Genomic DNA, 19,921 nt, shown 5'->3' on the forward strand with positions numbered 1-19,921 from the left:
CGCGAGTGTAGATGCAGGTGCCGTTGCCGTACTCGTGATCGTCGATCAGCTGCATGGCTTCTTCCATGGAGCCGGCACGGACCACCAGCAGCACCGGACCGAAGATCTCCTCGAGGTAGCAGGTCATCTCGGGAGTCACGCGGTCGATCAAGGTGCCACCGACATAGAAGCCGTTCTCGTGGCCCGGCACCTGCACCCCGCGGCCGTCGACCACGATCTCGGCACCCTGTTGCTCGGCGCTGTCGATATAGCCGCAAACCTTCTCCTGGTGGGCCTTGGTGATTACCGGGCCGAAGTCGTTCTCGGCGTCGGAGAAGGGGCCGACCTTGAGGGTCTTCATCTGCTCCTGCATCTTGCCGATCAGGGCGTCGGCGGCTTCGTCGCCCACGGCCACCGCCACCGACAGCGCCATGCAGCGCTCCCCCGACGAGCCGAAGGCGGCCCCGGTCAGGGAGTTGACCACGTTGTCCATGTCGGCGTCGGGCATCACGATGGCATGGTTCTTGGCACCGCCCAGGGCCTGGCAGCGCTTACCGTTGGCGCTGGCGCGGCTGTAGATGTATTCGGCGATCGGCGTGGAGCCGACGAAGCTGACGGCCTGCACGCGGAAATCGTCGAGCAGGGTATCGACGGCTTCCTTGTCACCGTTGACGACGTTCAGCACGCCGGCGGGCAGGCCCGCCTCCAGTGCCAGCTCGGCAATGTAGAGCGTCGAGGTCGGGTCGCGCTCGGAGGGCTTGAGCACGAAGGTGTTGCCGCAGGCGATGGCCATCGGGTACATCCACAGCGGGACCATGGCCGGGAAGTTGAAAGGGGTGATGCCGGCGACCACGCCCAGCGGCTGGAACTCGCTCCAGGAGTCGATGCCCGGGCCGACGTTCTTGCTGTGCTCGCCCTTGAGCAGCTCCGGCACGCCGCAGGCGTATTCCACGTTCTCGATGCCGCGCTGCAGTTCGCCCTTGGCATCGTGCACGATCTTGCCGTGCTCCTGGCCGATCAGCCGGCAGATCTCGTCGGCATGCTCTTCCAGCAACTGCTTGAAGCGGAACATAACGCGCGCACGCTTGGCGGGCGGGGTGTTGCGCCAGGCCGGATAGGCGGCCTGGGCGGCAGCGATGGCGTCCTCGACGGTGGCCTTGCTGGCCAGGCTCACCTGGCCGCCCACTTCGCCGGTGGAGGGGTTGTAGATGTCCTGGGTGCGTGCGGCGTCGTCGACACGAGCGCCGTTGATCAGATGGCCAAGAATGGTCATGGTGATACCTCTCAAATTAGGGAAGCACTGAATAAAGGTCTGCGCAGCCCAATCACTGCGTTACGCGGTGCTCGCAACCCTCACATATACCCCATATGCTCCGGTTGCTGCGCTCCGGGCGCCTTGTGCTTGAAGCTGCTCGCCTATTTATTCAGCACTTCCTTAGACGTTATGGGTTGAGTTCTTCAGTCCAGTTCGCCAATGGCGTCGCCAAGGACGTTGATGAGGCGATCGATCTCGTCGCGCTCGACGATGAAGGGCAGGCCGAGCTGGATGGTGTCGCCACCGTAACGAACGTAGAATCCCTTCTCCCAGCACTTCATGGCGATCTCGTAGGGGCGGCGGGCCGGTTCGCCGGGGTAGCTCTCGATCTGCAGGGCGCCGGCAAGCCCATAATTCCGAATGTCACTGATATAGCGGCTGCCCTTGAGTCCGTGCAGTAATTCCTCGAAGATCGGACTCATCTCCCGCACGCGGTCGATCAGGCGATCATTCTCGAGCACATCCAGGGCGGCCAACGCTGCGGCACAGGCCACCGGATGCCCCGAATAGGTGTAACCGTGGGGCAGCTCCAGCATATAGTCGGCGCCACCTTGCTCCATGAAGGTCTGATAGATATCGCCTTGGACGATCACCGCACCCATGGGCACCGCACCGTTGGTCAGCTGCTTGGCGACGTTGATGATGTCCGGCACCACGCCGAACTCCTCGGCGCCAGTCATCGCACCCATGCGGCCGAAGCCGGTGATGACCTCGTCGAAGATCAGCAGGATGTCATGCTGGTCGCAGATCTCGCGCAGCCGCTGCAGGTAGCCCTTGGGTGGCGGAATCACCCCGGCCGACCCGGCCAGGGGCTCGACGATCACGGCGGCGATGTTGGAGGCATCGTGCAGGGCGATCAGCTCCAGCAACTCCTCGGCCCGCTCGGCGCCACGCTTGGGCATGCCCTTGGTGAAGGCGTTTTCCTTCAGCAGGGTATGCGGCAGGTGGTCGGCATCGACGCCCTGGCCGAAGATGGTGCGGTTGGCCCCGATGCCGCCCAGGCTGAAGCCGCCGAAGTTGACGCCGTGATAGCCCTTGGAGCGGCCAATCAGCTTGGTCTTGGTCGGCTTGCCTTTCTTGCGCCAGTAGGCGCGGGCGATTTTCAGCGAGGTGTCGGCGCTCTCGGAGCCAGAGCCGGTGAAGAACACGTAGTCGAGCCCCTTGGGGGTCAACTCACGGATCCGGTGGGCCAGCTCGAAGGCCTTGGGGTGGCCATACTGGAACGCTGGTGCGTAGTCCAGCTCGGCGAGCTGCCGGCTAACCGCCTCGGTGATTTCCGGGCGGCAATGGCCTGCACCACAGGTCCAGAGGCCGGAGAGGCCATCGAAGACCTGTCGGCCCTGGGCATCGGTCAGGTAGCTGCCCTTGGCACCCACGATGATCCGCGGGTCGCGCTTGAACTGGCGGTTACCGGTGTAGGGCATCCAGTAAGCATCCAGCTGCTCTGGGCTCAGACCAGCGGTCTGTGGGAATTCTTGATCTGACATGGCAGCACCCCTCTGTTGACACCGCCATTGATGGTAGCGATGGGGGAAGACTAGCTCCGGATAATGATAAGTTAAATCCAGAAATATTTAATTTCATAAAAGCCACGAGTTAACTTTATGCGGCGTTCTTGCTAACCTTACCATCGACCTGTGATCGATGGGGAGGAAGGGCCCATGTCGCACCGCAAGGAGGCCTTGACGGGCCAACTGAGTGATGCCGATCTGCGCCTGCTGCGGATCTACCGCAAGGTGGTGGAGTGTGGCGGCTTTTCCGCCGCCGAGGTGGAGCTCAATATCAGCCGTGCTGCCATCAGCATGGCGATGAACGACCTGGAGATACGGCTCGGCCTGCGGCTCTGCCAGCGTGGGCGTAGCGGCTTTTCCCTCACCGACGAAGGCGCCGAGGTCTACGAGGCCGTGCTGCAGTTGCTGGCGGCGGTGGAAGGCTTCCGTACTCGGGTCAACGGCCTGCACGCCTGGCTCAAGGGCGAGCTCAATATCGGTATCACCGACAACCTGGTGACCATGCCCGAGATGCATATCACCGATGCTCTGAGCGCGCTCAAGGAGCGCGGGCCCGAGGTGCGCATCCATATCCGCATGATTCCGCCCAATGACATCGAGCTGGCCGTCCTGGATGGTCGCCTGCATACTGGCGTGATTCCGGCGCTCAAGACCTTGTCTGGGCTAAATTATCTCTCGCTGTACGAGGAGACCTCGCAGCTATACTGCGCATCCGGCCATCCACTGTTCGACATCGAAGGGGTGACGGAGGAACAGCTGGCGAATTGTGATGCCGTGGTGCCCGCTTACGCGCAGACCCCCGAAATCAAGGCGCTTCACGAGCCCCTCAAGGCCGCTGCCTCAGCCACCGATCGGGAAGGCATCGCCTTCCTGATCCTGTCCGGTCGCTATATCGGTTACCTGCCGACCCACTACGCCGAGCGGTGGGTGCGCGATGGCAGAATGCGAGCCCTGAATCCCCAAAGGTGGCACTATCTCACCCATTACAGCGCCATAACCCGCAAGGGAGCTCCCCCCAACCTGGTGCTGGAAAGCTATCTCGAGGAACTCGAGCGTCTGGTGAAGGAGTAAGAAAAGTACAATGAAAAGTCATATAACCTATCTGTCCTTTGACGAACTCGCTGACCGTCTATGCGGAATATTCCAGCGCCATGGTTGTCCATCGAATGTCGCGCGCCTGCTGGCAGAGAACTGTGCGGCCGCCGAACGTGATGGCGCCCACAGCCATGGCGTGTTCCGGATGCGCGATTATGTCTCCAACCTCAAGGCCGATGGTTGGGTGGATCCGGCGGCGACGCCCGTCATAGAGGATGCCAGCCCCGGCTTCGTGCGTGTAGATGCACGCAATGGGTTCGCAGTGCCGGCGCTGGCAGGTGCGCGAGACCTTGGGATACGAAAGGCACGGCATAACGGGGCTGCAGTCATAGCCATCCGCAATTCCCACCACCTGGGTGCCCTTTCGCTGGATGTAGAGCCATTCGCAGAGGAGGGCATGATTGCGCTTTCCTTCATCAATTCCTCCCCCGCCGTCGTTCCCTATGGAGGCCATACGGCGGTATTCGGCACCAACCCCTTCGCATTTGCCGCGCCACGCGCCGGTGAGCCGCCACTGGTCTTCGATATGGCCACTTCCGTGATGGCGCATGGAGACGTCCAGATTGCCGCTCGTGAGGGGCGAGCCCTCGAGCCTGGCATAGGTGTGGATGCAGAAGGCAGGCCAACGACAGATCCCGCAAAGGTGTTGGATGGCGGAGCGCTTCTCCCTTTCGGCGCTCATAAGGGGGCAGCCATTTCTCTGATGGTCGAGATCCTTTGCGCGGCTCTTGTCGGCGGTAATTTCTCGGCCGAAGTCGACCCTTCCCGGCATCCCGGTGCCGTTACCGCCAATACCGGCCAATCCCTGCTGCTGATCGATCCGCGGAAGGGGCGCGGCGCTCTTCCGGATTTTGCTGGCCGTGTCAGCGATATTGTCGGCTACGTGAGGGATGCGGGCCAGCAACGCTTGCCGGGTGATCGCCGACTGCGCCATCGCGCGCAATCGATGAAACGGGGAATCCCCCTGGGGGCAGAAGTGCTGGACTTTCTTGACAGTCTCGAAGCCGCTTAAGCAGGAATGACGTCGGCTGACCGTCAGGTGCCCCGCCCGGCAAGACCGGGCGGGGCGGGGATGTCAGCTCGACGGTTTCGGACTGATGGCAAGTTCTTCGCTGGTCTGGACAGCGGCCCCCAGGTCGGTCGCGATGGCCTCTTCCTGCTCCTGCCAGAGTTGCCGCTCCTCCTCGGTGGCGCGGGGCGAGAATAGGCCGAACTGGGCATAGAACAGACCGATCACGGGAGACACCCAGCAGGCGACGGCCAGAGGAATGTACAGCAGGTTCTCGATATTCCCGTCGGAGACGCCGAGCGCCAGGGTGCTGATCACGAAGGCACCCCCGGCGTTCCACGGAATTAGGGGTGCGATGAGAGTCCCGCCTTCCTCGATTGCGCGAGACAGGTTCAGGGTCGAATACCCCATACCCCGGTAGGTGGGCGCGTACATGCGGCCGGGCAGAGTCATGGAGAGGTAGGGGTCGCCGGCCACCAGGTTGGTGGACACCGAGGTCAACACTGCGGATGTCTGCAACCCCTTGAAGCTGCGCACCTTGGACATGATCGCGCAGACGATCGCGTCCAGGCAGCCGATCTTTTCCAACGCACCGCCGAAGCCCAGCGCGATGAGCACCAGCGAAATGGTCCACATCATCGACTGGATGCCGCCACGGTTGAGCAAGCTGTCGATGGCACCGATGCCGGTCTCGATCGCATAACCGTCATTGGCATAGGTCCACAGATCATGTACGCCGACGCCTTGCACGAAGATGGCGGGGATCGCACCGGCCGCGACGCCGGCGAACAGCGCCGGGATGGGCGGCATCCGCTTGACCGCGAGCACGATTACAAGAGCTGCCGGCAGCAGCAGCCAGGCCGAGATGGTGAAGTTCGCCTGCAGCGCGGCGGTGATGGCATTGATCCTGTCGAAAGAGGCGCCATCGTCGTCGACCAGGGTGAAGCCGGCCATCAGGTAGACGATGAAGGCGATCACCATCGCCGGAATCGTCGTCGGCATCATGTTCTTGATATGGGAGAAGACGTCCGTGCCGGTGACTGCCGGGGCGAGGTTAGTCGTATCCGACAGCGGCGAGACCTTGTCACCGAAATAGGCGCCCGATACCACCGCGCCGGCGGTCCAGTACATCGGGATGTCAAAGCCCGCGCCTATTCCCATCAGGGCCAGCCCCACCGTGCCGATCGTACCCCAGGAGGTGCCCAGCGATAGCGAGACGACCGAGCAGAGCAGCAAGGCTGCCGCCAGGAAGAAGTTCGGCGAGAGGAGTGTCAGGCCGTAGTAGATCAGGGTCGGCACGGTGCCGCTGGCGATCCATACCCCGATGATCATGCCGACACATAGCAGCACGGAGACAGAAGGGAGGGAGACATGGATGACGTGGAAGATGCCCTTTTCGAGCTGTTTCCAACTGAAACCGAGACTGATGCCGACCAGCCCCGTGATTGCCAGGCCGATGGCCAGGGGGATATGAGGAGTGAAATCGCCGAAATAGAACAGCTGTACGCCCAGTACCAGCAACGTCAAGACGACGGGGGTGATCGCCACCATCAGGCTCGGCTGTTTATACTCTTTCGGTTTTGGACTTGTCATGTCAATTACCTTGGGTTGATGTGCGGGCTGTATTGTCTCCGTCTTCGCCTCGCGGGCGATCTCCCGATTTCTAAAGAAGACTCACGATAAGTCATGGCAGCAGGCTATCGCTGGCTACTGGTAAGTTAAATCTAGGCTTATTTAATCTCATGAAAGTCAATGCTTAACTTATCCCCTCTGCGGGGTCATCCTCGAAGAGGAACTTCGGCGAGGGGGAGGGAAATACCGGTGTTACCCGCAAGGAGGTTTTGACGGGCCAGCCGAGCGATGCCGACCTAGGCTGCTGAGGATCTATCGCAAGGTGGTGGAACGCGGTGGCTTCTCGGCCGCCGAGGTGGAGCTGAATATCAGTCGGGTAGCCACGAGGAGCTACCTGACCCGCGGTTGGTAGACCACTAAATCGCGATGCCCGAGGCGCTGTCCATCCAGGTGTCCGAAAGGGTAAAGCCGGACTGGTAGGGGTCGGTCGGGTCCATCCCCATCTGATAGAGGCCGGTGATCCAGGCCTGCCCGGCGATCGCCGGGACCACGGCGTCGTAGGGGCCGACGCGGGTCATGCTTTCGATCTCGCCGGTAAAGCGGCTGCCGGTGATCGACTCGTGGATGAATATCTCGCCCGGCTTGATCTGTCCCTTCGCCTGTATCACCGCCAGACGCGCCGAAGTGCCCGTCCCGCAGGGCGAGCGGTCGCAGCGCCCAGGCGAAACCACGACGGTATTGCGTGCGACAAGCCTGTCACCCTCGCGCCGTAGCGGACCGGTGAATTCGGTGTTGGTGATGCCGGGGATTGCTGGGTTTTCCGGGTGTTCGACGGCGAGTTGTTCGACCGCCGCCGCCTTGATCCGCTGACCCATCGCGCACAGGTCATGGGCTTCGTCCGGCGCCAGGCTGAAGCCCAGATCGGCCGCCTCGACGATGGCATAGGTCATGCCGCCATAGGCGATGTCGACACGCACGGTGCCCAGTCCCGCGACCTCGATCGGTGTGTCGAGGTAATAGCAGAAAGCCGGCTGGTTCACGAGCCGCACGCTGGTCACCTTGCCATCGCGGCACTGGCAGCGCACCCTGATCAGCCCGGCGGGTGATTCCAGCGTCAGCTCGGTCACAGGCTCCTGCATGGGCAGGATTCCGGTCTCGAGCAGAACGGTGGCGACGCAGATCGTGTTCGAGCCCGACATCGCCGGATACTCCGTCGTTTCGAGGATGACATAACCCATATCGGCCTGTGGGTTGTTCGAGGGCAGGACGATATTGGCGTTGTGCCATACCGCACCGCGTGGCTCGAACAGGACCATCTTGCGAATATCATCCATGTGGGTTTCGAGATACACCCGTTTGTCGAACATCGTCTCGCCCGCGACCTGCCCGACACCGCCGGTGATGACTTTGCCGCTTTCGCCCGCAGCATGGCAGTCAACCACGTTCAGGGTTCTTTTCCAGCGCATTTTCCTGTCCCCTTTACAAGAAGAAGCCCAGCAGCCAAGGCTGCTGGGCAGAGAGGGAAATGGATAACCAGGTGTCATTCCATCTGTTCAACGGCAATCTGAGCTGCTTCATTGATCATTCTCTCGACCTCTCCCGACTCCCTCTTCTCTATGATGAATTCATTCAGCTCCTGAATGTCTGCCTCGGGAACCGACTGGTTGATGCCGAAGGCAACGCCTTGGGGGGCGAGAGGCGGTGTGGGCGTCATGACAACCGACCAGTCAGGATTGGCATGATGGAAGAGGAGGTTGGTGTCATTGGCATCGGCCAAGACATCGGCTCGGCGAGACATGACGGCCAGCCTGGTTTCATCCTGGCCGGGCAAACGCATGATATTGGCATTCTCAAGGCTGCCGGTCACGGCCTTGTCCTGCACGGTGCCTGACATGACGGCGATAGTGATATCGGCCTTGTCGATATCCTCTAGGTTGCTCACCGAATCAGGAAGCTTGGGGTTGTCCTTGTTGTAGAGGAAGGAAACCTCGTAGTAGGAGACAGGCTCGGAGAAGGCGATGGCCCTTGCGCGTTCAGGCGTTTCATTGAGTGCCATCGCCAGATCCCAGCGACCACTCTGAACGCCAGCCACGATGTTATCCCAGTTGGTGTCGACGTAAGTCGCCTCGACCCCCAGGTGGTCAGCGAACTCACGACACATCTCGACGAAAAAGCCGCTGTAGTCGTTCGTCCTGGGATTTTTCATGACATAAGGGCTGGCAATGGCAGCGCCACACTTCAGCTCGCCAGAGCTCTTGACACTTTCCCAGGTGTCCGCGAACACAGATGAACTGGCTGAGAGCCCTAAGGTGGCTATGCAACAAGCGGTGGTAAACGAACGGAGATTGATGAGTCGGGTCATTTCATAATTCCTTGTTTTTTAAGTGATATGAAGTGTGATTCAGCATCATCTCATGTCGTAGAACAGATATTGTTGCTCTGATCCCCGCGACATGCCGGCCTGACTTTCATAGTATGCAGACCTGCATACAATGTAGGATCGCACTTTTAGCAAGTCAACAAGGACCTCTTCGACTTAAGTGAAAAGGCCTGGCCTCCCTTTGCGCAGCAACCTCCACAGTCTGATAGCCACCAAAAAACAATGTGTTGGATACATTCGTCATCAGGCATCTAAGGAAGATCTCACGGGCGTGCCATCGGAATGGCGGAGACCTTCGGAGTGCCTGTGGCAGCAATAATCCTTTTATTTCAGACAGATAAAAAATCATACGACTTTGGTAGTGCGCCTAAAGTCGACAAGGATTTTTTCCGGATCTCCTTGACGAGAAGGAAAGGGAGTATCTACATTTGTATGCAGATCTGCACACAACGAGGCGAGCCTGCATCCATGAACAAAAAACAAGGGAGGACTTCGTGCTTTCTCCAGCACGTTCTTCCAGAACATCCCCGCTCAACCAGAGCACCGCGCCTCTCTGCCTGAGCGGTACCAGGCAGTAGGGTCTTGCATTTTCCAAACACTATAAACCTACAACCTATGCGGCTTTGGAGAAGCAAATGAATACAGAAGAAAATATCAATGAGCAAAAAGCAGAAAACGCCATCAAGCATCAAGGTTTTCTAGGCTCTAAACCATTGGTCGAATTCAAGGGTGTCACGAAGCGATTTGGTGACACTTGTGTCATGGATGAGATGGACCTGCAAATGCGGGAAGATGACAGGCTGGTCATCATCGGGCCGAGTGGCAGTGGTAAAAGTACTCTGCTCAGGGTGCTGATGGGATTGGAACCCATTGATAAGGGTGAGATTCATTTTGATTCCAAGCCTTATGTCAGCGTCGACAGCAAGGGTAGAACGCAAACCGATCTGGCCACCCGTAGCAAGGTCGGCATGGTTTTTCAGCACTACACTCTCTTTCCCCATCTGTCAGTGTTGGGCAACATGACCTTGTCCCCCGTGAAAGTCCACGGGATGGGCCGGTCGGAAGCAGAGGATCGTGCCCGAGAGTACCTTGGCCGGCTTGGCATGGAGGACAAGTTAAACAGTTATCCTGGCAAGCTTTCCGGTGGGCAAAAGCAGCGTGTCGCCATTGCACGTGCGCTTATGCTTGAGCCAAAGCTGATGCTGTTCGATGAGGTGACATCTGCGCTGGACCCGGAGATGGTCGCCGAGATCGAAAAAGTCATGTTGGATCTGGCAAAACAAAAAATGGCCATGATGATCGTCACGCACGATATGTACTTCGCCAAGAAGATTGCCACTGAGTCCGTATTCATCGCCGGTGGAAAGGTAGTAGAAAAGTGCGACCCCGAGATCATGTTCAATGAGCCAAAGGAGGAGCGCACGAAGGATTTCCTCAACAAAGTTCTGCATCTTAAGTGAGGTAAATCGCGATGAATTATACATTTGACTTCAGTGTGCTGCTTGGTAACTTCGGGCCACTTTTTGAGGGGCTTCAAACTACGCTGCTGTTGGCTCTGGGCGCCAATGTACTAGGCCTGACGTTCGGGTTCGTCGTTTGCCTGATGGCGATGGCATCTTTATGGTTCCTGCGTTTACCAGCGAAGCTGTTCATCGAGTTTTTTCGATGCACTCCCGTGCTGATACAGGTGGTCTGGTTCTTCTACTGTGTACCGATACTCTTCAATGTGTTCTTCGACCCGATTACGATGGGCATTTTGGCGTTAGGCCTCAACCTGATTGCTTTCAATGCAGAGGCGTATCGTGCCGGCATCCAAGCCGTACCCAAGGAGCATCACGATGCATGTGTGGCCTTGGGGCTGGGGCCATGGAACAAAACGGTTCATGTGATCTTTCCACAAGCCCTGAGGAATGCGATTCCTGTGCTCATGACGAATGGCATCACCATTCTGCAGCAAAGCGCACTCGTTGCCATCGTGGCGGTAGCCGACTTGATGTACGCAGGGAAGATGCTGGCGACCGATACGTATCGCCCCCTAGAAGTTTTCACGGCGGTGGCTGTGATCTATTTCCTGATGTCTTTGCCCATTTCTCAGGTTGTTACGTTCCTGGAGCGTCGACAGGACGCGTCAGTAGAACGTTGAGGAGATCGTCATGAACATGAGTTTTGAATTCCTGCGCGTTTTCAGCTATTGGGATGTACTCCTGAATGGCCTTGGCATCACACTACTTTTTACGATAGGTGCTGCTATCGTTGGAACTTTGCTGGGGTTTGTCATTAGCCTCATGCGGGTGGCTCCCAGTCGCTTCATCAAGTGGCCAGCACGGTTGTATGTTGAGTTTTTCCGCGGCACACCGATGTTGATTCAGTTGTTTTGGATCTTCTTCTGCCTGCCGCTGATACTCGGGCAGGATATTCCACCTTATGTGTCCGTAATGCTCTCCATGGTTCTATTCATGGCAGCGATCACCAGCGAGACATTTCGTGGATCACTCAAGTCGATATCAGGTGAGCAGCACGATGCCTGTGTGGCTCTTGGCTTGAATTTTAGGGTGAAGGCAATAAATGTCATCTTCCCGCAAGCGCTGTTGCGATCAATACCACCACTGATGTCAAATGTCGTTTCACTCTTCAAGGAGAGTGCCCTGATTTCTTCCGTAGGCATCGCAGATTTGATGTTCGTTAGCTCTAACATTTCATCCAGCACTGGTCGTCCTGTTGAGTTTCTGACGGCAGCAGCGGTTATTTATTTCGTCGTTGCTTTCCCGGCGACTCGCTTGGTTGATCTGATCGAGAAGCGGTTTCTGATCCGCTTTGCATAAACCCTGTGTAATAAAAGTACATTGAAGAACCGGAGGTTGTAATGAAACTTGAAGGAATTATTCCCGCGCTTGTCACTCCTTTCGACAACAATGACAAGGTCAACCATCAGGTCCTGGCCGACTTGGTGGAGCACCAACTGAATCTGGGTGTCAGTGGTTTTGCTCCGCTGGGCTCAACCGGTGAGTCTTACGCTCTGACCAACGAGGAGCGTCGTGAAGTCCTGAAAACCGTCAAAGAGGTGGTGGGTGACCGTGGCCTGCTGATTGCCGGTGCCAACGCACCTTCGACCCGAGAGGTCATCGAGCAGGTCAAGCAGAACCGTGATGCCGGGTATGACGCGGTACTGATCGCCCCTCCCTTCTATTCCGTACCGTCGGACGAGGAATTGCTGGGACACTATCGCGCCATCCTCGAGGCCGTTCCGGATGTCGAGGTCGTACTTTATAACTACCCCATGCGTGTCGCCATCGAGCTGGGCTATAGCGTGATGGATGGTCTTCAAGACGATCCGCGTGTCATTGCCATAAAGGAAAGCAGCGGTGAGTTGATGCGTGCCATTGATATCGGCACGAAATACAAGGGCAAGATTGATCTGTGCTGTGGCTCCGATGACATCGCGCTGGATTTCTTCCTCTGGGGTGCTTCCAGCTGGATCAGCGCGCCGGCCAACATCATGCCGGAGAATATCATCAAGTTCTACAATGACTTCATGGCGGGTGACATCAACAGTGCAAAAAGCATTTCCGAGAAGATCTTCCCGGTCATGAACAGCCTGGAGACGAGCAAGTTCATCCAGAAGATCAAGTATGGCTGTGAGCTGAGTGGATTCCCGGTGGGCAACGCTAGGATGCCGCTGCAGCCGCTCAGTGAGGAAGAGAAGGCGGAGTTCAGGAAGGCCTATGAACTCGTTTAAGTAAACACTGATTTATTGCTGCGCTCGATATCCTGGCCGCCGGCGGTGCTCACAATCCTCATTGAGCCATCAGTCAACTCCGGTTGCTGCGCGCCGGCGGCGGCCAGCCTCTCGTCGCTCGCGACATAAATCAGCGTCTCCTTAATGTATAGACTCGGCAGGAGTGGCCGAACAGCTCGATCACTCCTGCCCCGACTCGAGAGATCTTCTGATGAGCATGGCTCCGTCCACTGTGGTGATTGGTGGTGGCATTGTTGGTGTGTGCTGTGCACTCTATCTCCAGCGAGAGGGAATGCACGTTACCTTGGTAGACCCCGCGGAGCCTGGCGATAGTACTGCCAAGTGGAGCTGTGGTCAGATGGCCGTCAGTGAAATCATTCCGCTATCCAAGCCGGGTATCCTGAAGAAGGTACCGGGTTGGATGCTGGATCAGAAAGGTCCTCTGGCATTAAGACCGACTGCAGTGCCTAAGCTCTTGCCATGGATGTTCCGATTCATGGCCAATGCACGGCGCTCCAGAATCGAAATGATTGCGGAAGAACTTTCATCACTGACGAGCAAAGTCTACGACGATTATCAACCACTAATTGACAAGTGTGATGATAAGGACCTGATCGGCAGTCAACCGACATTGGAAGTGTTTGATACACGCTCCGGCCTGGAGGATGAGCAGGCCTATATTGCGCTTCGTCAAGAGCTCGGGTTCAAGGTGGAGTTACTTGGATCCACAGAGATCAGCGATCTCGAGCCTGCCTTGGCGGGCAAGTTTTCCCATGGCCTTCTGCTTTCTGACTGGAGAACCGTGCGGGATACGGAAGGCTTCATTGCGGAATTGACGAAGAGCTTCATCAGCCAGGGTGGGGTGAGAATAAAGGATACCGTCCAGGATATTCAGACGGGGCAAGGGATGGCGACGGGCATCACATTGGGCAGTGGGCGATCGATTCCGGTCGAGCAGCTGGTCGTCGCTGCTGGTAATGGAAGCAAGAGGTTCTTCGGGGCCTTGGGGGTCAAGGTGCCCCTGATGGGTATCGGTGGCTATCAGGTCGTGGTGCGTAATGGTGGTGTCGATCTAAAACATTCCACAGTTTACGCCGATGGTGGGTTTGGCTTCATCCCCATGACAAGGGGCTTGCAGATAGGCGGCACCATAGAGTTTGCCGGAGACAATGCCTCGCCTAATTATGATCGCGCCAAGATCATCCTGGAAAAGGCGAAGCGCATCATTCCGTCTCTCGACACTTCCGATGTCGAGTTTGGCGTCGGTTTTCGACCATTTTTACCAGACACCAAGCCTGTCATTGATAAGTCACCAAAGCTCAACAATGTCGCCATGACATTCGGTCATGGCCAACTGGGGCTTACCCTTGGGGCTACCACGGGACGCCTGATTGCAGACCTGGTGCAGGGGCGGAAAAGTGCCGAGGATATCACCCCATTCCGGGCATCAAGATTTTAAGTTCAAATAGAAGGAGTGGACGAATGAAATCCTACAACAACCTTTATATCAATGGTCAATGGACCCAGCCTGTCAAGGGTCAGACATTCCCCGCCATCGATCCGAGTGACGAGACAGTGATTGCCGAAGTTGGCGCAGCCACTGCGGAGGATGTCGACGCCGCCGTCAAGGCGGCTCGAGAAGCCTTCGATCACGGTCCCTGGCCCAGAATGAGCGGCAAGGAGCGGGCCGGCTACCTTCGTCGTATCGCCGAAGGGATTCGTGCACGCGTGAACGACCTGGCCATGCTGGAAGTCCGGGACAATGGTAAACCATTGCCGGAAGCTGTGTGGGACATCGAGGATACAGCCGGTTGCTTTGATTTTTATGCCAACCTGGCCGAGCGCAGTGATGAACAGCCGGAAAGAACCATCGAACTTTCCATGGATGGCTTCGTCTCCAAGGCCATCAAGGAGCCGGTTGGTGTAGTGGCCGCTATCACTCCCTGGAACTTCCCTATGCTGATGGCCTCCTGGAAGGTGGCGCCAGCCATTGCCGCCGGCTGCACCATTGTGCTGAAACCGTCCGAAGTCACATCGCTGACGGCACTCGAACTGGCGGACATTTGCCAGGAAGCTGGTCTCCCGGCCGGTGTGGTCAATATCGTGACCGGGATGGGTCCAGAGGCGGGCGCGCCCTTGTCCGAGCATCCGCTGGTTGACAAGATTGCCTTCACCGGCAGCGTACCGACCGGGAGTCGGCTCATGAAGTGCGCTGCCCAGGACATCAAGAACATCAGCCTCGAGCTTGGAGGCAAGTCCCCGCTTATCATTTTCGATGACTGCGACCTGGAAGCTGCCGTCGAATGGCTGATGTTCGGGATCTTCTGGAACAAGGGGGAGGTCTGTTCCGCCACATCAAGAGTCCTGGTGCAAGAAAATCTGTACCCGAGACTGTTGGAGCGGCTGGTTGAAGAGACACGTAAGCTCAAGATCGGCAACGGCATGGAAGATGGCGTCCTGCTTGGGCCTTTGGTCAATGCGGCGCAGTATGAAAAAGTGACCCAAGCGATCGAAGACGGAAAGAAGGCGGGGGCTACTCTCTTGTACGGCGGCACCCGACCTGAAGGTCTTGATAGGGGATATTACCTCGATCCCGCTATCTTCGTTGATGTGCCCGTGGATAACGATCTCTGGAAAGAGGAAGTCTTTGGTCCCGTCGTGGCTATCCGCAGCTTCAGCACGGAAGAGGAAGCCGTCAGCGTAGCGAACGATTCGGAATACGGGCTCGCCGGCGCGGTGATGTCCAAGGACCTGGAGCGTTGTGAACGTGTTGCCCGCAACCTGAAGGCCGGCATCATCTGGATCAACTGCTCGCAGCCGACCTTTGTCGAAGCCCCTTGGGGTGGCTACAAGAAGAGTGGTATCGGTCGTGAGTTGGGGGAGTGGGGATACGAAAACTACCTCGAAACGAAGCAGATCACCAGCTATGTGACTGACAAGCCTTGGGGCTGGTTCATCAAATAAATCACAAGCATCGTTGAGCTGGGAGAAATATCATGCATTGGCGCAAAACACTACAGTTGGTTGATGTGCACTGTGAGGGTGAGGTCGGAAAGGTCATTACAGGTGGCGTTTTGGACCTTCCTGGCTCGACGATGCTCGACAAGATGAATTATATCAACGAAGTTGATGACTCCCTTCGACGCTTTGTCACACTGGAACCTCGCGGCTGTTTACAAATGTCGGTCAACCTGTTGCTTCCGGCTACCACGCCGGACGCTGATTCAGGATTGATCATATTGCAGTCCGATAAAGCCCATCCCATGTCAGGCAGCAACTGCATCTGTGTGGTGACAGCTTTACTGGAACTGGGGATGGTGAGGATGGAAGAGCCGATAACCACGGTGACCATCGACACCCCGGCAGGGCTCATCTCAGCGCAGGCCCATTGTTCTGAAGGGCGTTGCACGAGTGTCAAGTTGGATATGGTGCCGGCGTTTGTCGATTCTCTCGATCGAGTTGTCGAGGTGCCAGGAGTCGGCTCCGTCAATCTGGATATCGCCTATGGCGGTGTCTTTTATGCACTTGTTGATGCGGAACAGGTCGGAGTAGAAATTACTCCTGAAAATGCACATAAGCTGGCTGAATTGGGGGCGGCGATCAAGAAGGTCGTGAACCGGGAAATTGAAGTTCAGCATCCGGTCTTTGACTCGATCCGTGGTGTGGCCTATGTGATGTTCCGCAACCGGTTGGCGGATAAGCTATATCAGACATGTACCACTCTTCCTCCCGGTAGGGTCGATCGGTCTCCATGTGGGACAGGGAGCTCGGCCAATTTGGCCACGTTGCTTGCCAGAGGGCTTGTCGCCAAGGGGGACCGTTTGATTTCTCGCTCCATTATCGGGGGGGAGTTCCAGGTTGAAGTCCGGGATATAGGTGATATAGAAGGCAGGCAAGCGGTATTACCCAGCGTGACTGGACGTGCCTGGATCTATGGCTTTCACCAGTTGGGGGTTGACCCTGACGACCCTCTGGCCGACGGCTTCACGCTGTCAGACACATGGGGACGAGGTTGAGCCCCTCACAACGTGACGTCAGGAGCTGCTAGTATTGTGATTGATTCATTTTTCAGAGGTGAATGTTATGGCTGGCACAGTAAAGCGACACGGCGGGCGATACATTTATGAAACGCTGCGGCGCAGGATCCTGACGCTTGAACTCAAGCCGGGCAGTCCGCTTGATGAAGTGTCATTGGCTGACAGCTTTAACTTGTCCAGGTCACCCGTTCGTGATGCATTGGCGCGCTTGCATAGTGAAGGGCTGGTGACAGTTCTCAGCAACAGAAGTGTCATTGTAAAGCCGATTGACTTTGAAGGCTTGCCTCGCTATCTGGATGCACTGGACCTCATTCAACGCGCTGTCACGCGCCTTGCCGCAGGTCTCAGGAGTGACGCCGATCTCGAAGAGATCTGCCAAAAGAATCAAGAATACATGGATGCAGTCAATGCTTCCGATTTCGGCATGATGTCGGAGAAAAACAAGGAGTTTCACCTGCGTGTCTCCCGGGCTGGTGGGAACCCTTATCTGACTCAATATTATGAGAATCTTCTCGATGAAGGGCAGCGTCTGATTCACTTGCAGTTAAATTTCATTATCAGCGACCTGTCCAGCACTATCGGCAATGATCATGAAGACATCATAACGGCTATTGCCGAGGGAGATATGGAAAAAGCTGAAGAGGCGGCACATGAACATACCGAACTCTTCCGCAAGCGCTTCATCGATTATTTGAACAAGAGCCAAGTGAAAGACTTTAACCTAAGTTGGATTGATGGAAAAGAGGAGTTGGCACTATGAATTCCAAACGGTTGAAAATCCTCATCATCGGTGCCAGTGGAACCATCGGGTCTGCGGTCAAGGACAATTTGTCTGAACGACATGATGTCATCACTGCGGGAACGAAGAGTGGAGATGTCAACGTGGATATCACCGACCCGGCGTCGATCAAGCAGGTGTTTGAGCAGCTGGGACCACTGGATGCCGTGATCACGACACTCGGTAAGGCGACCTTTGCGCCATTCGAAGAGCTCCAGGCGGCACCTCTGGAAGAGTCCCAGCACTTGCTGGGTATCAAGGACAAGTTAATGGGCCAGGTCAACGTGGCGCAATATGCCCGGGATTATCTTGTCGATGGCGGATCCATCACCCTGACGAGCGGGATCTTGAACGAGCATCCGGTCCCGGGAAGCGTTTCGCCCAGCATGATCAATGGTGCCCTTGAGGCCTTCGTCAAGGCTGCTGCCATGGAGATGCCCAGAGGCATTCGCATCAATATCGTCAGCCCGAGTGTATTGAAAGAATCACTGGGTAAGTACGGTCCTTTCTTCCGCGGCTTCAAGCCGGTCGTCGCTGAAGATGTCGCCCTTGCCTACAGTCGTAGCGTCGAGTCTCTGGTCACTGGACAAGTCCTGAAAGTCTGGTGAAGCCGGAGAAGTCGAAGATTCCGCGTCTTTTCCGCGTATGACATTTTCTAGATGTGGAGATCCTATGGGTTCCTATCTCGATGGAATGAATGTCCTCGTCACCGGGGCTTCGGGCGGTATCGGCAGCGCCATCGTGGAAGAAGTCGCCAGCCAAGGCGGCTTTCCCCTGATCCATTACGGCTCCAATCGGCGAGCCGCCGAAAACCTGCTCGAACGCATCGGAGGTCGGGGGGCGCTGGTTCAGGCGGATCTCTTTTCCAAACAGGGCCCCAGGGCCTTGTGGGAGAGCTGTTTGCAGCAGGTCTCCAAGATGGATGCCGTCGTGCATAACGCAGGCATTCGCACGGAGATATCCATCGAGTCGGATTGGGACGAGTGGCACGCCGCCTGGAGCCGCGAGTTCCAAATCAACGTACAGGCGGCCGCTGACCTGAGCCGACTCGCCATCGATCACTTCTCTCGACACGGGGGCGGCAAGATCATCAGCATGGCCAGTCGCGCCGCTCAGCGTGGCTACAGCGCCGAAGCGCTGCCTTATGGGGTCACCAAGGCGGCGCTGATCAACATGACGAAATCCATCGCCCGCTCCTTCGGCAATAGAGGGATCGTGGCCGCCTGTATCGCACCGGGATGGGTCAGAACGGAGATGGCTGAGGAGTTTATCGCCAAACATGGTATCCAGTCTGCCGTCGCGGATATCCCCATCGGGGACATCGCAACTCCCAAGGAAGTCGCGGAGCTGGTCGCATTTTGCCTCCAGCCATCCCAACGCTCGATCAATGGCGCCACCCTTGACATCAATGGTGGCAGCTATATTCGTTAACCACCTCAGGTCAGTCGGCAAGGAATCAGTTCATGACACGTTTTCAAGATAAGGTTGCGGTCGTTACCGGTGGTGGTGGCGGCATTGGAAGTGCCATCTGTCACCGTTTGGCCGAGGAGGGCGCCGCTATCGTGGTGGTGGATCAGAACGAAGCATCTGCCATGACCGTCAAGGGTGATATTGAAGCGTGCGGTGGTCGTGCCGTGGTGATGGCCGCCGATATCGCCGATGAGGCTGCCTGCAACCGGCTGATCGATAACGTCATGGAGCGCTTTGGTCGACTGGACGTGCTGGTGAATAATGCCGGTATCAATCGTAGGGGAGACATCACGGAGGTTTCCACGGCCGATTGGTACGACAGCTTCGCCGTGAACATCCACTCGATGTTCTATCTTTGCCGTGCGGCGATTCCCCATATGCAGGGCGCGGGGGGCGGGGCAATCGTCAACACCGCCTCACAGTGGGGGCTCTATCCGGCGCCGGGACATGTCGCGTACAACGTAACCAAGGCCGCGGTGGTGGCCTTCTCGAAAAGCCTCGCGCGTGATCATGCTTCACAAAAGATAAGGGTCAATGCCGTTTGCCCGGGTGAGATCCATACTCCCATGCTCGCGTCGGGACTTGAGAAGGCCGGCAAGACGGTGGAGGATCTCGACAGGCTCGTCCCCTTTGGAAGAATTGGCAAACCTGAAGAGGTTGCAGCGCTTGTTGCTTTCCTTAGCTCTGATGAGGCGCCTTTTCTATGCGGGTCTACTGTCGAGATTACAGGTGCACAAGCTGTCTCGTAGTACCTAATTTCTTGCTGTCACGTTCTTTTTGCATGGTGTTTCATGCTGGCATTATCTGCTTGCTCGTAGTGCTGTTTGGGTGAGTCGGTTACGTTCTTTCTGTTATCACTGATGCCACATAGATACCCCCGCCTGACCGCGTTCCCGTTTCCCTTCTGAGTCAATAAGGATAAGGTCATGAGTGAGACCAAACGCCCATTGGGCATCACCGATGTAGTGCTGCGTGACGCGCATCAGTCGCTGTTTGCCACCCGCCTGCGTCTCGAGGACATGCTGCCGATCGCCGACAA

18 protein-coding genes and 1 pseudogene are annotated in these 19,921 nt (G+C 57.1%); 14 read left to right on the plus strand and 5 right to left on the minus strand.

The annotated features are described in order from the left end of the window. Together IE093_RS21550 and aptA are read right to left on the minus strand one after the other, a co-directional pair. On the minus strand, positions 1-1,252 hold a 1,252-nt coding region (locus tag IE093_RS21550), incomplete at its 3' end, for a CoA-acylating methylmalonate-semialdehyde dehydrogenase (RefSeq protein ID WP_189472888.1). A gap of 185 nt (positions 1,253-1,437) precedes the next feature. Beyond that, complete coding sequence (aptA, locus tag IE093_RS21555; RefSeq protein WP_189472891.1) at positions 1,438-2,781, minus strand: omega-aminotransferase AptA; 1,344 nt, start codon at positions 2,779-2,781, stop codon at positions 1,438-1,440. Positions 2,782-2,955: 174 nt separating this feature from the next. Between aptA and IE093_RS21560 the strand changes: the two genes are divergently transcribed. Then, positions 2,956-3,876: a LysR family transcriptional regulator gene (locus IE093_RS21560; protein ID WP_189472893.1), complete on the plus strand. Its 921-nt coding sequence runs from the start codon at positions 2,956-2,958 to the stop codon at positions 3,874-3,876. Positions 3,877-3,886: 10 nt separating this feature from the next. Further along, entirely contained in the window at positions 3,887-4,912 is a 1,026-nt protein-coding gene (locus tag IE093_RS21565) for an Ldh family oxidoreductase (protein ID WP_189472895.1), read from the plus strand. A 63-nt stretch (positions 4,913-4,975) separates the two neighbouring features. On the opposite strand, the gene nhaC is transcribed toward IE093_RS21565, so the two are convergent. Beyond that, a complete protein-coding gene (gene nhaC / locus IE093_RS21570; protein ID WP_189472897.1) occupies positions 4,976-6,502 on the minus strand; it encodes a Na+/H+ antiporter NhaC in 1,527 nt (508 codons plus the stop codon). Positions 6,503-6,750: 248 nt separating this feature from the next. Between nhaC and IE093_RS22570 the strand changes: the two are divergent. Continuing rightward, positions 6,751-6,863 (plus strand): annotated as a pseudogene (locus tag IE093_RS22570) (LysR family transcriptional regulator); the annotation flags it as partial. Positions 6,864-6,897: 34 nt separating this feature from the next. On the opposite strand, the gene IE093_RS21575 reads toward IE093_RS22570, so the two are convergent. Continuing rightward, positions 6,898-7,947 (minus strand): proline racemase family protein, encoded by a 1,050-nt coding sequence (locus IE093_RS21575; protein ID WP_189472899.1) that lies wholly within the window; start codon positions 7,945-7,947, stop codon positions 6,898-6,900. Positions 7,948-8,021: 74 nt separating this feature from the next. Next, on the minus strand, positions 8,022-8,843 hold the full coding sequence (locus IE093_RS21580) for a substrate-binding periplasmic protein (protein WP_189472901.1): 822 nt from the start codon (positions 8,841-8,843) through the stop codon (positions 8,022-8,024). A gap of 653 nt (positions 8,844-9,496) precedes the next feature. On the opposite strand from IE093_RS21580, the gene IE093_RS21585 reads away from it, so the two are divergent. From IE093_RS21585 to IE093_RS21635, 11 genes are all read left to right on the plus strand, one after another. Continuing rightward, positions 9,497-10,321 (plus strand): amino acid ABC transporter ATP-binding protein, encoded by an 825-nt coding sequence (locus IE093_RS21585; protein WP_189472904.1) that lies wholly within the window; start codon positions 9,497-9,499, stop codon positions 10,319-10,321. Between the two features lie 11 nt (positions 10,322-10,332). Next, positions 10,333-11,004 (plus strand): amino acid ABC transporter permease, encoded by a 672-nt coding sequence (locus IE093_RS21590; protein WP_189472907.1) that lies wholly within the window; start codon positions 10,333-10,335, stop codon positions 11,002-11,004. Between the two features lie 10 nt (positions 11,005-11,014). After that, positions 11,015-11,683 (plus strand): amino acid ABC transporter permease, encoded by a 669-nt coding sequence (locus tag IE093_RS21595; RefSeq protein WP_229803872.1) that lies wholly within the window; start codon positions 11,015-11,017, stop codon positions 11,681-11,683. A gap of 41 nt (positions 11,684-11,724) precedes the next feature. Next, positions 11,725-12,597 (plus strand): 4-hydroxy-tetrahydrodipicolinate synthase, encoded by an 873-nt coding sequence (gene dapA / locus IE093_RS21600; protein ID WP_189472909.1) that lies wholly within the window; start codon positions 11,725-11,727, stop codon positions 12,595-12,597. 217 nt (positions 12,598-12,814) lie between these two features. Next, positions 12,815-14,056: an NAD(P)/FAD-dependent oxidoreductase gene (locus IE093_RS21605; protein ID WP_229803877.1), complete on the plus strand. Its 1,242-nt coding sequence runs from the start codon at positions 12,815-12,817 to the stop codon at positions 14,054-14,056. Positions 14,057-14,079: 23 nt separating this feature from the next. Further along, positions 14,080-15,561, plus strand: a complete 1,482-nt coding sequence (locus IE093_RS21610) for an aldehyde dehydrogenase family protein (protein WP_189472912.1) — start codon at positions 14,080-14,082, stop codon at positions 15,559-15,561. A 32-nt stretch (positions 15,562-15,593) separates the two neighbouring features. Beyond that, positions 15,594-16,613 (plus strand): proline racemase family protein, encoded by a 1,020-nt coding sequence (locus IE093_RS21615; RefSeq protein WP_189472914.1) that lies wholly within the window; start codon positions 15,594-15,596, stop codon positions 16,611-16,613. A 67-nt stretch (positions 16,614-16,680) separates the two neighbouring features. After that, the gene (locus IE093_RS21620; RefSeq protein WP_189472916.1) at positions 16,681-17,394 is read left to right on the plus strand and encodes a GntR family transcriptional regulator; all 714 of its coding nucleotides are present in this window, start codon (positions 16,681-16,683) and stop codon (positions 17,392-17,394) included. Further along, a complete protein-coding gene (locus IE093_RS21625; RefSeq protein ID WP_229803875.1) occupies positions 17,391-18,020 on the plus strand; it encodes a short chain dehydrogenase in 630 nt (209 codons plus the stop codon). The genes IE093_RS21620 and IE093_RS21625 overlap by 4 nt, the downstream gene beginning before the upstream one ends. A 64-nt stretch (positions 18,021-18,084) precedes the next feature. Further along, positions 18,085-18,843 carry an SDR family NAD(P)-dependent oxidoreductase gene (locus tag IE093_RS21630; protein ID WP_189472918.1) on the plus strand — a complete coding sequence of 253 codons (759 nt, stop codon included), beginning with the start codon at positions 18,085-18,087 and terminating at the stop codon, positions 18,841-18,843. A 32-nt stretch (positions 18,844-18,875) separates the two neighbouring features. Then, entirely contained in the window at positions 18,876-19,631 is a 756-nt protein-coding gene (locus IE093_RS21635; RefSeq protein ID WP_189472920.1) for an SDR family NAD(P)-dependent oxidoreductase, read from the plus strand. The last annotated feature ends 290 nt before the right edge of the window (positions 19,632-19,921 follow it).

This window comes from Litchfieldella qijiaojingensis (assembly GCF_014651875.1).
GTDB lineage: Bacteria > Pseudomonadota > Gammaproteobacteria > Pseudomonadales > Halomonadaceae > Litchfieldella > Litchfieldella qijiaojingensis.

Excerpts from the sequence above, each read along its gene's own strand:
- aptA (WP_189472891.1), bottom strand. The coding sequence starts at position 2,781 with ATGTCAGATCAAGAATTCCCACAGACCGCTGGTCTGAGCCCAGAGCAG.
- IE093_RS21560 (WP_189472893.1), top strand. The coding sequence starts at position 2,956 with ATGTCGCACCGCAAGGAGGCCTTGACGGGCCAACTGAGTGATGCCGAT.
- IE093_RS21565 (WP_189472895.1), top strand. The coding sequence starts at position 3,887 with ATGAAAAGTCATATAACCTATCTGTCCTTTGACGAACTCGCTGACCGT.
- nhaC (WP_189472897.1), bottom strand. The coding sequence starts at position 6,502 with ATGACAAGTCCAAAACCGAAAGAGTATAAACAGCCGAGCCTGATGGTG.
- IE093_RS21575 (WP_189472899.1), bottom strand. The coding sequence starts at position 7,947 with ATGCGCTGGAAAAGAACCCTGAACGTGGTTGACTGCCATGCTGCGGGC.
- IE093_RS21580 (WP_189472901.1), bottom strand. The coding sequence starts at position 8,843 with ATGACCCGACTCATCAATCTCCGTTCGTTTACCACCGCTTGTTGCATA.
- IE093_RS21585 (WP_189472904.1), top strand. The coding sequence starts at position 9,497 with ATGAATACAGAAGAAAATATCAATGAGCAAAAAGCAGAAAACGCCATC.
- IE093_RS21590 (WP_189472907.1), top strand. The coding sequence starts at position 10,333 with ATGAATTATACATTTGACTTCAGTGTGCTGCTTGGTAACTTCGGGCCA.
- IE093_RS21595 (WP_229803872.1), top strand. The coding sequence starts at position 11,015 with ATGAACATGAGTTTTGAATTCCTGCGCGTTTTCAGCTATTGGGATGTA.
- dapA (WP_189472909.1), top strand. The coding sequence starts at position 11,725 with ATGAAACTTGAAGGAATTATTCCCGCGCTTGTCACTCCTTTCGACAAC.
- IE093_RS21605 (WP_229803877.1), top strand. The coding sequence starts at position 12,815 with ATGGCTCCGTCCACTGTGGTGATTGGTGGTGGCATTGTTGGTGTGTGC.
- IE093_RS21610 (WP_189472912.1), top strand. The coding sequence starts at position 14,080 with ATGAAATCCTACAACAACCTTTATATCAATGGTCAATGGACCCAGCCT.
- IE093_RS21615 (WP_189472914.1), top strand. The coding sequence starts at position 15,594 with ATGCATTGGCGCAAAACACTACAGTTGGTTGATGTGCACTGTGAGGGT.
- IE093_RS21620 (WP_189472916.1), top strand. The coding sequence starts at position 16,681 with ATGGCTGGCACAGTAAAGCGACACGGCGGGCGATACATTTATGAAACG.
- IE093_RS21625 (WP_229803875.1), top strand. The coding sequence starts at position 17,391 with ATGAATTCCAAACGGTTGAAAATCCTCATCATCGGTGCCAGTGGAACC.
- IE093_RS21630 (WP_189472918.1), top strand. The coding sequence starts at position 18,085 with ATGGGTTCCTATCTCGATGGAATGAATGTCCTCGTCACCGGGGCTTCG.
- IE093_RS21635 (WP_189472920.1), top strand. The coding sequence starts at position 18,876 with ATGACACGTTTTCAAGATAAGGTTGCGGTCGTTACCGGTGGTGGTGGC.